The organism is Parabacteroides faecis, from assembly GCF_014647375.1.
In the GTDB taxonomy this organism is placed as follows: Bacteria; Bacteroidota; Bacteroidia; order Bacteroidales; family Tannerellaceae; genus Parabacteroides; species Parabacteroides faecis.
Genome location: NZ_BMPB01000001.1, coordinates 605,601 through 618,380 on the forward strand (window position 1 = coordinate 605,601; position 12,780 = coordinate 618,380).

A 12,780-nucleotide genomic window follows, 5' to 3' on the forward strand; every position below is an offset into this window, starting at 1 on the left:
CGAGTTGACAACTTATTAACAACTAAATTATCATTTCCGTATAATAAGTCAAATTCTGTAAAAGCAGCACAGGCTATTGGTAAATCACCTACTTTTGTAGACTATGACAAAGAAGAGATGGTATAAAATCCTTATTTTATTTCTATTCTGTGCAGTTGGGAGCCAGGCACAGAAGCTGAAAATAAATATACTTCCCGAAGGTGTACAAAGAGCGTACATCGACGGGAAAGATACCGTTCCTGTCGTTAATCTGCAGGAAGTCTTCATATTTCCGCAGGTGCGCTTCAAAAATAAACGTGAACAGGAAAAATATAATAAGCTGGTCCGGGACGTTAAACGCACATTACCATACGCCAAAATGGTGTATGAGACGTTGATCGAAACGTATGAATATATGGAAACACTTCCTGATGAAAAAGCCCGGCAAGCCCATCTGAAACGGATGGAAAAAGATTTGTTCAAAGAATATAAACCGGAGTTGAAAAAGCTGACCTTCTCGCAGGGTAAACTACTTATTAAACTGATTGACAGGGAATGTAACCAGTCTAGTTATAACCTGTTGAAAGCTTATCTGGGTAGTTTCAGGGCAGGCTTCTGGAACCTGTTTGCCGGTATGTTCGGAGCCAGCCTGAAATCTGAATATGACCCGAAAGGAAAAGATGCCATGACGGAACGGGTCGTTATTCTGGTTGAAAGAGGATTAATCTGACAACTGTTTAAAAAAATCCCAGATAATGATACCGGTCGTTACCGACACATTCAACGAATGTTTTGTTCCGTATTGAGGTATTTCAATACACATATCACAGTTATCAACAACAGATTGTTGAACACCTTTGACTTCGTTTCCCATCACAACTGCATATTTTTTATCCTTGTCTAACAGCAATTTATCCAACATAGTACTACCTACAGCCTGTTCGACCGCACATACAATATACCCTTGTTGCTTCAGGTTATCAACAGCCTCCTGTGTATCTTTAAAATATCTCCAATCGACAGTTTCTTCAGCTCCTAAAGCAGTCTTGTGTATCTCTGCATGAGGGGGACAAGCCGTAATACCGCATAAATAAATAGCTTCCACCCGGAATGCATCGGAAGTACGAAAAACTGAACCGACATTGTTCAGGCTTCTAACATGGTCAAGCACAACAATTAAGGGTATCTTTTTACTTTCCTTGAAAGCCTCGGGAGTGAGGCGGTTCATTTCTGTTATTTTCAGTTTACGCATAACTACTTTTCTTTGCCTGCAAAAGTAGCTAATTAATGTGGATATGCCGTTGAAAAGGTATTGATAAGTCGTGAACATAAAATGAAAAAAAGTTCTTGCATTATTCAGATTCTTCGTTATACTCCCCCTTGTTTCAATTATGCAACAATAATAACCTATTATTTATTACGAGCTATTAACAAGGGTTATACACGTTTCAACAACCATCCACAGATATAAACTTTTACACAACTGCAGTTATCAACATAAAACTGATAAAGTCTGTAACATAAAGATATCCAGTTATTAATATATCATTTCATATGTTGGTATCCTTTTAATAAGCAGTTCATATACTTTAATAACTCTCCGAGCAAATATTGTAACAGAAATGTATTAACTGTTTCAACAGGATATCATATTCATCATATTTTATTTTTTAATTAAAGATTAATAAGAATATAATATATAATTGTGGATAACTAAAAAGGAATGGCCGGATACGGCGGATATGTTTCGAGCGACTTGCGTCGAGATAGTAAATAGCGATAGCCTAAACTTCCGTGAGGTTGTCCGAAGATACCTATAGCTAAGGTCAAAGATAATAGACTTTAAACATAAAAGCAATAGGTTTTAATGATAAAAGCTATTACTTTTGAATATTGTCATCCCGGTGACGTGCCATCAACACCGAGGTGACGTTTCAATATCATCCCGGTGATAACTTACTCTTCTACCTGCTGGATGTATACAAATGTTAATGGTGACAAACACAAAGGCTAAAGTAGTATGTTTTTACCCCTGGTTGTAACCGTTTTTAAGGATAACTATTTGATAATTAGGTATGACAAACTCTCTGCTCGCCCCTATAAAGTAAGGTAAATAATTTATACCTTTTTGTTGCCGGACGACTAAGTTTTGCTTTTGTTTTTCTGGCGGGAACGAATAAAGTTTTTACCTTTGCAAATTATCAACAAGATGTTAATAAATATACTAATAGTAAGAATATCAATAATAAAGATTGATGATAACCTTGTTGATAGACTATTGAAACCAGGAATAATATAATAGATATACTATGTTGACAAATCAATCGATTGGGTATATGGACGCACCGGTTCCGAAAGATATCGATCTGAAGGAAGCTATCGATAAGTTGCGTAAAGAAAAGAATGTGGTTATTCTTGCCCATTATTATCAGACAGGTGATATACAGGATATAGCTGATTATGTAGGCGATAGCCTGGCATTGGCCCAGTGGGCGGCTAAAACGACAGCGGATATCATTGTGTTGTGCGGTGTTCATTTCATGGGTGAAACGGCAAAGATACTTTGTCCGGATAAAAAAGTGTTGGTTCCTGATCTGAATGCCGGTTGTTCGCTGGCAGATAGCTGTCCTGCTCCCGAATTTGCCGAATTTGTAAAACAGCATCCCGGTCATGTGGTCATTTCTTATGTGAATACGACAGCAGCAGTGAAAGCGGTTACAGATGTGGTGGTAACTTCTACGAATGCCCGCCAGATCGTTGAAAGTTTCCCGGAAGAGACAAAGATGATCTTTGGTCCGGACCGTAACCTCGGAAATTATATAAATAGTATCACCAGACGTAATATGCTGCTTTGGAACGGAGCTTGTCACGTACATGAACAGTTTTCACTGGAAAAGATACTGGAATTGAAAAAACAGTACCCGAATGCGGAAGTGATTACGCACCCGGAATGTAAACAACCCGTAATACAGGTTTCAGACTTCGTAGGATCGACTGCTGCACTTTTGAAGCACACTATCAAGTCTGAGAAGAAACAGTTCATTGTAGCGACGGAAAGCGGCGTTATTCATGAAATGAGGAAAAAGAGTCCGGATAAAGAGTTTATACCGGCTCCTCCTAATGACAGTACCTGTGCATGTAACGAATGTAATTTCATGCGGTTGAATACAATGGAGAAGCTTTATAACTGCCTGAAATATGAAATGCCGGAGATATTTGTTGATGAAGAAGTACAAAAGAAGGCTATCAAACCGATTCGGAAAATGTTGGAAATATCAGAAAAGTTAGGTTTATGATATAAGAAGCCGGAGAATACTTAAATATCTCCGGCTTTTACTTTGTCGATTATTTGACAGGTCGGTTTATTTTACGACCATTATTTTGGTAACTACGCTTTCTTTGGCTTCCGGTGTAGCTGCTAACACCAGGTAGATTCCGGTAGCAACACGGCTTCCGCCTCTTTTACGACAATCCCAGGTGAATGTTCCACCGGCAGATTTGCCCTGGTAAATGATATTACCCCTTATATCTGTTATTTTTACGTTTGAATCGTTCATAAGCCCGACGATGGTTACACGGTCGTTATGTTCGGGGCGGACAGGATTGGGATAAGCATATATATCCGAATAATCTTCATTGCCTTCTGTAGCATCGGTTATGTAGGATACCAGTCCTTTTTCAGTACCGATAAAGACTTCTCCGGTAAACTGGTTAATAGTTAATGAATTTATCTGGTTGGACGGAAGAGGGGAATTGGCAGTAGTAAAGTTGGATATTGTTTCCATACCGTCTTCACTGACCAGGAAAATCCCGGAACTGTTTGTTGCAATCCATTTCCGGTTGCCTCCGTCGACAGCGATGGCATTGATCTTTTCACCATCCAATAGATAATAAGGTTCTCCGTTATCGTTTGTTCTAACAATACGGGATGCGGATATATTGTTTATATTGTTTCCCGGATTGGTACAAACGATCGGACCTCTGGAGGTCCCAATCCAGACATGACCGTTTTTATCTTCCGTTACACAATAATATCCGCTGGCATCGATGGTTCCGTTCGTATCGCTAAATGTTTCATATAAACGGGATTCATCATCACTTTTATCATCTATGGTCCCTTTATCATCAAAAATGAGGATACCTTCGTCGGCGTTGATCCATTTACGGTTGTTGGAAGTGATAGTTATTTTATCTACTTTATGGGCATTGGTGAAATCACTAAATCCGAAGCTGGCCCAGGTTCCGTCGGTTTTCAGTACTTTAAGTGCATCCGTTACTTCACAGTTAGTGGCCCATAAATTGCCTTCTTTATCGAAAGTAACACCTCCTATACGGACATAATCCAAAGGGTTGAGTCCTGGTATGTAAGTAATCGGAGTTAATGCACTGTTCGTATGGTCATATAATTGTACGACTTCATTATTTTTAATTTCGACTATACCTTCTCCGTAAGAAGAAATAAAATAGTGTTCAGGATCTTTCGGATCAACAGCTATTCCCGTATAATCTCTTACTCTTCTGAATTTATTGTTTACCTCGTTTTCATTAAAATTATACCATTTCCCATCCTCATATTCCATTAAAGTACCGGCTCTTCCCCAACGATCAGTTCCACGTCCTCCTCCGGCTACTAATAATTTATTTTCGTGCATTGTCATGAAATAATTATAGTTTCTTTTAGGATATTTGGTGTTATCGTTGGTATTTTCCAGTATAATTTCGTATTGATTATTATTTTTTCTTATTCCTTTTATCCCGTTGGTACCCGAAGCGATCCAGAAAGTGTTGGGATCTTTAAGAGATGCAATATCGTTAATAACTACTGCATTCACGACATCTCTATCGGTAAAGGATGAATAAATATATAATTCGGAATAGGTGTAAGTTATCAGTTTGTTATTTTGAATAACCATCTGTTTTAAATCCCTATTTTTTAATAGGTTTTTTACAGTTCCGTTTGATTCCTGATAATAAATTCCTGTCTTGCTTTTATCACTGGGATCGGCAAGGAAACAGAGATTATTCTTAAATAAACCTATTTGACGAATACTTTCCGTACCAAATTCAGAAGAAGATAATGTATAGTTTTTCCATTCATTATAATCCAGTAAATTACTATCCAAAGAAGCAAAAATTAATCCGGCAGCAGTGGCAGCATAAATATGATCGGTATCGATAACGACAGAATATACTTTTTTATTTAGCTTATATGTATCTTTGATTTCTTTTTTGGCCATATTTAAGACTATGATTCCGAAATTGGTAGATAAATAAGCTAGTTCTTTATTAAGATAGATGTTATTTATAGTTTTATCTGTTATATTTGAATTATCGAGTAAATAGGATAAATTGTAAATACCGGAATCACTTAACAGATCGATATTTCCATTACTATATGTAATTAATAGTGTATTTACTTCAGGATTGAAAATGATAAAGTTTATATCGCTATCACTTAATCCTGTTTGTTTTGAATAATGAGTTATACTATTATCTTCTTTGTTATAACTGTAAAGAGATCCATCTGCTACTGCATACACATGATTATTTGCTTCGGCGATCTTAGTTGTCGTATAATATGCCAGATAAGTACTCCATTCTCCTACACTTTTCTGAGCTGAAGTATTAAATATTACTATGCATAATAATAGAAGAGTATATATTATTCTTTTCATAATTTATTCTGATAATGTGGATAAGAAAGCATTCAATTTTTTTACAGCTTCCGCCCGGTGACTGATTGTATTCTTTATGTCATTACCCATTTCGGCAAATGTTTCCGTATAATTATCCGGCATAAAGACAGGATCATATCCGAATCCGCTTGTTCCGCGCTTTTCTTTCGTTATCTGGCCGTTAACGACCCCTTCAAACAGATATTCCTTATTATTCAGGATAAGTGCTATAACAGTACGGAAACGGGCTTTCCGGTTTTCTTTACCGTTCATTTCCTGAAGGAGCTTTTTCATATTAGCTTCTGAATCATGTCCCGGACCGGCATATCGTGCAGAATATACGCCGGGAGCATTGTTTAAAGCTTCCACTTCAAGGCCGGTATCGTCAGCAAAACAGTCATAACCGAATTTTTCTTTGATATAACGAGCTTTCTGAAGAGCATTACCTTCCAGGGTAGCAGCTGTTTCCGGTATATCATCATGGCAATCGATGGCGGCCAAGCTTACTATTTCTGTATGACCGGCTGTTATTTTTTGTACTTCATCCAACTTATGTTGGTTATTTGTTGCGAATACGAGTTTCATATGTGTGAATATCTAAATAAAAAAGCACTTCTGTACGATATATATAACGTATGGAAGTGCTTTTAATTGTTTGAATAATATTTTAAGTTTTTATCTGATCGAAACCTTCTCCGTAAACTCCCCGGACAATGCTTTGGGAAATGAAAGCCTGGTGGTCAATCTGTTTTACCAGACGGAAGATAGATACCGATTCTGACTTTTTTGCCAGTAGTACGACTACTTTTACCGGTTTTCTGGAATAACCTCCTACACCGTCCAATATGGTACATCCTCTGTCCAGATCGTGGATGATCCTCTCGGCTATTTCATCATACTTTTGGGAGAATATGAGGAACTGTACCGATTGACGGTTTCCATTCAAAACCATGTCAAGAACATAGTTGCTGATTATCATTTCAACAAAACCGAAAACGATTTTATCCACATTGTGGAAGAGGAAAAAGGAAGAGCTGATAATGAAAAAGTCGCAGAATAGCAGTGCACGTCCAATAGATATATTCTTATATTTATTGACAATCGCTCCGATAATATCCGTTCCTCCGGTACTTCCGTTTGCTGAAAATACCAATCCTAACCCGGCTCCGCAGAGGAGTGCCCCGATCATGATCGCCATAAATGGTTGATCGTGCAATATAGGATTGCCTTTCAATAACCATTCAAAGAATGACAGCGAAGCGGAAAGCGAGAATACTCCGAAGATTGTTTTGATAAGGAATTTGAATCCCAGGATCTTCAGAGCAGCTAATAGTAAGACTACATTGATAACAAAGTATGAAACCGATACCGGTATTGCACCGCCGGTGGCAAAGAATATCAGTGCACAGATACCGCTTACACCACCGGTGACAATTTCATTAGACAGGATGAATGCATTGAATCCGAAACCATATAATAAGGTTCCGAACAAGATCATCAGATAATCCTGTACTGAATAATAAACTTTATAAAACTGAGCCGTTCTCATCAAATAACGATATTAACGATCTTACCCGGAACGACAATGATCTTTTTAGGAGTCTTGCCTTCCGTCCACTTAGCGGAACTTTCGTGGTTGAGAGCTGCCTTTTCAACCTCTTCACGGGGCATGTCAGCTGGAAGTTCCATACTGAAACGGGCTTTTCCGTTGAATGAGATAGCGTAAGTAACTGAGTTTTCTTTCAGATACTCTTCGTTGTGCTGAGGCCATTGAGCATCGCAAACTGTAGTCGTATGACCACATTCATGCCATAACTCTTCTGCAGTATGAGGTGCAAACGGAGCCAACAGAATGATCAATTGTTCCAGGATTGCACGTTTATTGCATTTCAGACTGCTTAATTCATTGATACAGATCATGAAAGCACTGATAGAAGTATTATAAGAGAAATGCTCGATATCGAATGTAACTTTCTTGATCAGTTTGTGTAATGATTTTAATTCTTCGGCTGTCGGTTCTGCATCTGTTATCTGCAGGCTGTCGGTATTTCCGTAGAACAAAGCCCAAAGCTTTTTCAAGAAACGGTGAACACCGTCGATACCATTCGTATCCCAGGGTTTGGATTGTTCCAGCGGCCCTAAGAACATTTCATACAGACGTAATGTGTCGGCACCATACTTTTCAACGATCATATCCGGGTTTACTACGTTGAACATGGATTTTGACATCTTTTCAACAGCCCATCCGCAGATATATTTACCGTCTTCCAGGATGAACTCTGCGTTGTTATATTCCGGACGCCAGTTCTTGAAAGCTTCGACATCCAGGATATCGTTGTTTACGATGTTCACATCCACGTGGATAGGAGTAACCTCATACTGGTCTTTCAGGTTCAGTGAAGCGAATGTATTGGTATCCTTTATGCGATATACAAAATTGGAACGTCCCTGGATCATACCCTGGTTAATCAGCTTCTGGAACGGTTCTTCTTCACAGATAACTCCCATATCATACAGGAATTTATTCCAGAAACGGCTATAGATCAAGTGACCAGTAGCATGTTCAGTACCACCGATATACAGGTCTACATTATGCCAGTATTCATTTATCTGTTTGTCTACCAATCCTTTGTCATTATGCGGATCCATATAGCGCAGATAATAAGCAGAGGAACCTGCGAATCCCGGCATAGTACAAAGTTCTAATGGGAAAATGGTTTTGTTATCTATTTGGGGCGTTTCGACTACTTCTTTCTTTACGGAATCCCAGGCCCATTTGGTTGCATGTCCTAACGGAGGTTCACCTGTAGCAGTCGGCAGGAATTTATCCACTTCCGGCAGTTGTAACGGCAATGCTTCGAAAGGTAACATCTGAGGCATTCCGTCCGCATCATAATATACCGGGAACGGTTCGCCCCAATAACGCTGGCGGCTGAAAATAGCATCACGTAAACGATAGTTTATCTTTACTCGTCCTAACTTATGATCCGATACATATTTCTTGGTAGCAGCGATTGCTTCTTTTACCGTCAGACCGTTTAATGATAAATCGCAGTAAGGAGTAACATCGGGTCTCGGAGAATTGCAGACAATACCTTCTTTAGCATCGAAACTTTCTTCGCTAACATCGCAGCCTTCGATTAACGGGATGATAGGCAGATTGAAATGTTTTGCAAACGCATAGTCACGGCTATCGTGTGCCGGAACTGCCATGATAGCCCCTGTTCCATAGCCAGCCAATACATAATCGCTGATCCAGACAGGTACTGCATCACCTGTAAACGGGTTGATAGCGTATGAACCACTGAATACACCAGTCACAGAACGGTCGGCAATACGTTCACGTTCCGTACGTTTCTTGGTACGATCCAGGTAAGCATCGACAACTTGCTTTTGTTCGGGTGTTGTTAATTGTCCAACCAATTCGCTTTCAGGAGCTAACACCATGAAAGTTACGCCGAACATGGTATCCGCACGAGTCGTAAAGATGGTAAATTCTATATCGCTATCTTTCACTTTGAACAGGATTTCAGCTCCTTCGCTGCGGCCGATCCAGTTGCGTTGTGTATCTTTCAGAGAGTCCGTCCAATCGATGGTGTCCAGTCCGTCCAGTAAACGCTGGGCGTAAGCAGATACACGCAGGCACCACTGACGCATCATTTTCTGTTCTACAGGGAAACCGCCACGTTCGGAAACACCGTTCACTACTTCATCGTTGGCCAGTACGGTTCCCAGTTCGGAACACCAGTTGACCATTGTGTCACCCAGGTAAGCGATTCGGTAATTCAACAGTATAGCTTGTTTTTCTTTATCGCTCTTAGCTTTCCATTCTTCAGCGGTGAATTGCATTTCTTCTCCGCAGGCAACATTCAGACCTTCCGTACCTGTTGTTTCAAATGCTTCGATCAGGCTTTCGATGGGTAATGCTTTCTTTTCGTCGTTGCAATAATAACTGTTGAACATTTTGATAAATGCCCATTGTGTCCAGTGATAATATTCCGGGTCGCAGGTACGGATTTCGCGACTCCAGTCATAGCTGAAACCTATCTTATCCATTTGCTCGCGGTAACGGGCGATATTTTGTTTCGTAGTTACCTCAGGATGTTGTCCGGTTTGGATAGCATACTGTTCTGCTGGCAGACCATAAGCATCGTATCCCATCGGGTGTAAAACATTGAAACCCTGCAAGCGTTTGAAACGGGAATAAATATCAGAAGCAATGTAACCGAGCGGATGACCAACATGTAGTCCAGCTCCTGATGGGTAAGGAAACATATCCAACACGTAGTATTTGGGTTTATCTTTATTCTCCTTCACTTTATAAACCCCATTGGCAATCCAGTATTCGTGCCATTTTTTCTCAATTTCTCTGAAATTGTACTCCATAATATTTAATCGTTTTATATCGTTTTCAGTTTAAAGCCACAAAGTTAGTCAATTTATTTAGTTTTACTTCACATAACCTATTTTCGGTTGGGAGTTACCTGGCTTTTCTTTATTTTTTGTAGCAAGTTCTGCCAGGGCAAGATAGATATCGTCAAAATGTTGCTCGTAGTTTTCATGATCTTTACTGAGACTTTCAATGTCTTCCTGAAGAAACTTGACTTGCTGCTCCAGTTCTGATAGTTTCTTATTAGTTGGTGACTGATCGTAGTTTGCAATCAGTTGTTTTCTCATTTGGACGAAGGCACGCATAATGTTACGGTTTATTTCTATAGCAATGTCACTATTTAATACTGAAGATAACATGGCTACACCTAATTCGGTGAAAGCGAAAGGCATGTATTTGAAGTTTTTTCCTCTTCCTTTGTTCAAGGTCACAATTTGTGACCTTGAAAGTTCCTCTTTAGAAAGTTCAAACATAAAGTCCTCATCTTCAAATCGTTTTATATTACGTTTTACAGCTTGTTTTAGAACTTTGGTTTCAATACTATATAACTCTGCAAGATCAAAATCTAACATAATTTTTTGTCCTCTGATCTCATAAATTTTGTTTTGTATTACCTGTAAATTCATAGTTTATAAATTTTGGTGATTAATAAGTGGCTAAATGTATGAATAATATTTATTTATCAGAAGATTTTGATATACTTATTTTAATGGTTCATTCATCCTCAATCAAACCTCTGATAAGCGCAAACTAAGTTTAAACTAAAAAATGACGAGTAATGGGAAGATATACTTTTATTTTCTTTATCGCCTTGTTGACAATGTCGATAAGTGCTGAACCTATTGATGTGAAACAGGCGAAGAGCGTAGCTCTCGGTTTCCTGAAAAGTAATTCTCTGTAGACAAAAGCTTCGGAATCAGGATTGACACTGGTTTGGTCGGATGCCGAGAATTTACGTTTTCCATTTGCTTCGATTTTCACAGGTCTTCAATCTATAGGTTTGCTACGTAAGTTACTGTATTAAGTCAGGTACGCGACGAAATCAAGAATCTCGATGTCAACAATCTTACTCCGATCGAAGCATTGAACAAGTTAAGCGAGATACGGAAGATTATCGCAGGAAAGTGAGAGATTAGGAATTACTGAATACACATATGGAGTGTAAAGTCTCGTAGATTTATTAATATAGTCTACGAGGCTTTACATATTTTATAATTGTGAATACTTTCTCTGTTAAGTAAGTTTTATTAAATATTCGTCTCTTTCTTTCTAAAGAAAAGCCAAAGTAAGAATATAGCGACGACTACATCTATTAAATTCCAAACTTCACGTCCGAACGGTATTTTCAGAATAGGCTGAAACAGTAACGCCAATGCAAGGCACGTGACATATAATTTTTTTTGTCTATTTTGAAAATAATCATAGGCCATTATACCAAACAGAATAGTAGCGGCATATCTTATCAGCATATAATAGCCGTAAGGCATAGGAGCTAAACATATCAGCAAGGCTATTGCCAATATTAACAGGGTTATCTTATTCTTTTCTACCATTGCCGAAAACAAATGATAAGATGGAAAAGACTCCAAATATCCAGTAAAAAACGGAATAGGCGGTAGTATGACGTGCAGCCTGATATAATACATCATCAAATATTAAACTTCGGATGAAGTTTACTGGTAAAAATAATCCGTGCCAGATACCTGAGTACCAAGAATATTTCTCGTAGGGTTCGATGTCACATAATAGCCAACTGATGAAACACATCACGACAACTTGGATAAGGATTCTTATAATCATGATTTTTGTAATTATAGATTAAACATTCCCGCCATAGCTGCGGCTTTTTCGATTCTCTCTATGATATCATCTTCAGTATACCCCAATTCTTCATATATATTTGTGATCAATTCGCAGCGTTGAACCCTTTTTTCTTCATTACTAAGTGCTATCATTTTCATATAATCTAAAAGAAGAATATCGAGTATTGATTTGTCGTTGATGGAACGCATTTGCACCATGAGATTCACAAATTGTCCATGTGTCTCAAAATATTTATTAGCTTGTTGAATAGTTACTCCCAAGTCGTTACTTGCTGTCATTAGAATCCCATATGAAATCTTGCTGTTCTCGAGGTTTTCGAAGCAAGTCACATTGAAAAGAGAATACAATTGCATGATAGAATATCTCTGTTCTCTCGTTAAATCACTATACAAATCTACAACAGGATTATCACTCGTCTTTTTTCGGAATAAATCTAATAGTCCCATAAAAGTATTATTATTTATGTCTCCCCAGTCCCTTAGTAGACTTTTATAAAATACGAAGCGTGGAACTGCAATGCCACGTCTTTGAATGAAGGTCCTAGGAAAACCTTTGCGAACAGATGTAGTAATAGCAGCCCACGCTATAGCGTGAGAACCACCATGCTATTCTTGTTCGCTTTGAAAATTTCCTAGGTTTTCATTCGCAAGAAATAAGCATAACGCTTCTTTAATTTCTTAATATGTCTGGACAAGTCTCCTTGATCCGGTTGTAAAAATACAGAAAAAAACGAAATATCAGTCTATTCCGTCTTATTTTTAACGTCCGGAAATAAAATGACACTCACTTTTTTTGCGAGGAAATATAGTAGGAGGATAAATGCTTAAGAGTTAAATGTTTATTTGTTTTTCTGCCGTCTAAACTTTTGTTTTCTAAGCACAAAACAAAAGTTTATCCTATAGGAAACTATAT

The 12,780-nt window shown here is 38.3% G+C and carries 11 protein-coding genes and 1 pseudogene; 4 read left to right on the plus strand and 8 right to left on the minus strand.

Annotation, left to right across the window (positions count from 1 at the left end):
* The first annotated feature begins 103 nt into the window (after positions 1-103).
* Positions 104-709, plus strand: a complete 606-nt coding sequence (locus IEY67_RS01905) for a DUF4294 domain-containing protein (RefSeq protein WP_122374688.1) — start codon at positions 104-106, stop codon at positions 707-709.
* Here IEY67_RS01905 and IEY67_RS01910 read toward each other — a convergent pair.
* The gene (locus IEY67_RS01910; RefSeq protein ID WP_122374687.1) at positions 701-1,231 is read right to left on the minus strand and encodes an RNA methyltransferase; all 531 of its coding nucleotides are present in this window, start codon (positions 1,229-1,231) and stop codon (positions 701-703) included. The two genes, IEY67_RS01905 and IEY67_RS01910, sit on opposite strands and share 9 nt — an antisense overlap.
* A 1,057-nt stretch (positions 1,232-2,288) precedes the next feature.
* On the opposite strand from IEY67_RS01910, the gene nadA reads away from it, so the two are divergent.
* Complete coding sequence (gene nadA, locus IEY67_RS01915) at positions 2,289-3,275, plus strand: quinolinate synthase NadA (RefSeq protein WP_122374686.1); 987 nt, start codon at positions 2,289-2,291, stop codon at positions 3,273-3,275.
* Positions 3,276-3,341: 66 nt separating this feature from the next.
* Here nadA and porZ read toward each other — a convergent pair whose 3' ends face one another.
* From porZ to IEY67_RS01940, 5 genes are all read right to left on the minus strand, one after another.
* Positions 3,342-5,654 carry a type IX secretion system anionic LPS delivery protein PorZ gene (gene porZ, locus IEY67_RS01920; protein ID WP_183670172.1) on the minus strand — a complete coding sequence of 771 codons (2,313 nt, stop codon included), beginning with the start codon at positions 5,652-5,654 and terminating at the stop codon, positions 3,342-3,344.
* A gap of 3 nt (positions 5,655-5,657) precedes the next feature.
* Positions 5,658-6,239: a non-canonical purine NTP diphosphatase gene (locus tag IEY67_RS01925; protein ID WP_183670170.1), complete on the minus strand. Its 582-nt coding sequence runs from the start codon at positions 6,237-6,239 to the stop codon at positions 5,658-5,660.
* An 82-nt stretch (positions 6,240-6,321) separates the two neighbouring features.
* Complete coding sequence (locus tag IEY67_RS01930; RefSeq protein WP_183670169.1) at positions 6,322-7,203, minus strand: YitT family protein; 882 nt, start codon at positions 7,201-7,203, stop codon at positions 6,322-6,324.
* The gene (gene leuS / locus IEY67_RS01935; RefSeq protein WP_183670166.1) at positions 7,203-10,040 is read right to left on the minus strand and encodes a leucine--tRNA ligase; all 2,838 of its coding nucleotides are present in this window, start codon (positions 10,038-10,040) and stop codon (positions 7,203-7,205) included. Before leuS ends, IEY67_RS01930 begins: the two co-directional genes overlap by 1 nt.
* Positions 10,041-10,103: 63 nt before the next feature.
* Positions 10,104-10,670, minus strand: coding sequence for an ORF6N domain-containing protein (locus IEY67_RS01940; RefSeq protein ID WP_183670164.1), 567 nt, complete (start codon positions 10,668-10,670; stop codon positions 10,104-10,106).
* Between the two features lie 152 nt (positions 10,671-10,822).
* On the opposite strand from IEY67_RS01940, the gene IEY67_RS25305 reads away from it, so the two are divergent.
* Together IEY67_RS25305 and IEY67_RS25500 are read left to right on the plus strand one after the other, a co-directional pair.
* Complete coding sequence (locus IEY67_RS25305) at positions 10,823-10,945, plus strand: hypothetical protein (RefSeq protein WP_262889861.1); 123 nt, start codon at positions 10,823-10,825, stop codon at positions 10,943-10,945.
* A 116-nt stretch (positions 10,946-11,061) separates the two neighbouring features.
* Positions 11,062-11,172, plus strand: a pseudogene (locus IEY67_RS25500) (hypothetical protein); the annotation flags it as partial.
* A gap of 119 nt (positions 11,173-11,291) precedes the next feature.
* Here the strand turns inward: IEY67_RS25500 and IEY67_RS25365 are convergent.
* Together IEY67_RS25365 and IEY67_RS01945 are read right to left on the minus strand one after the other, a co-directional pair.
* Positions 11,292-11,693, minus strand: coding sequence for a DUF6804 family protein (locus IEY67_RS25365; RefSeq protein ID WP_308425738.1), 402 nt, complete (start codon positions 11,691-11,693; stop codon positions 11,292-11,294).
* Positions 11,694-11,855: 162 nt separating this feature from the next.
* Positions 11,856-12,314 (minus strand): hypothetical protein, encoded by a 459-nt coding sequence (locus IEY67_RS01945; protein WP_183670162.1) that lies wholly within the window; start codon positions 12,312-12,314, stop codon positions 11,856-11,858.
* Between the last annotated feature and the right edge of the window lie 466 nt (positions 12,315-12,780).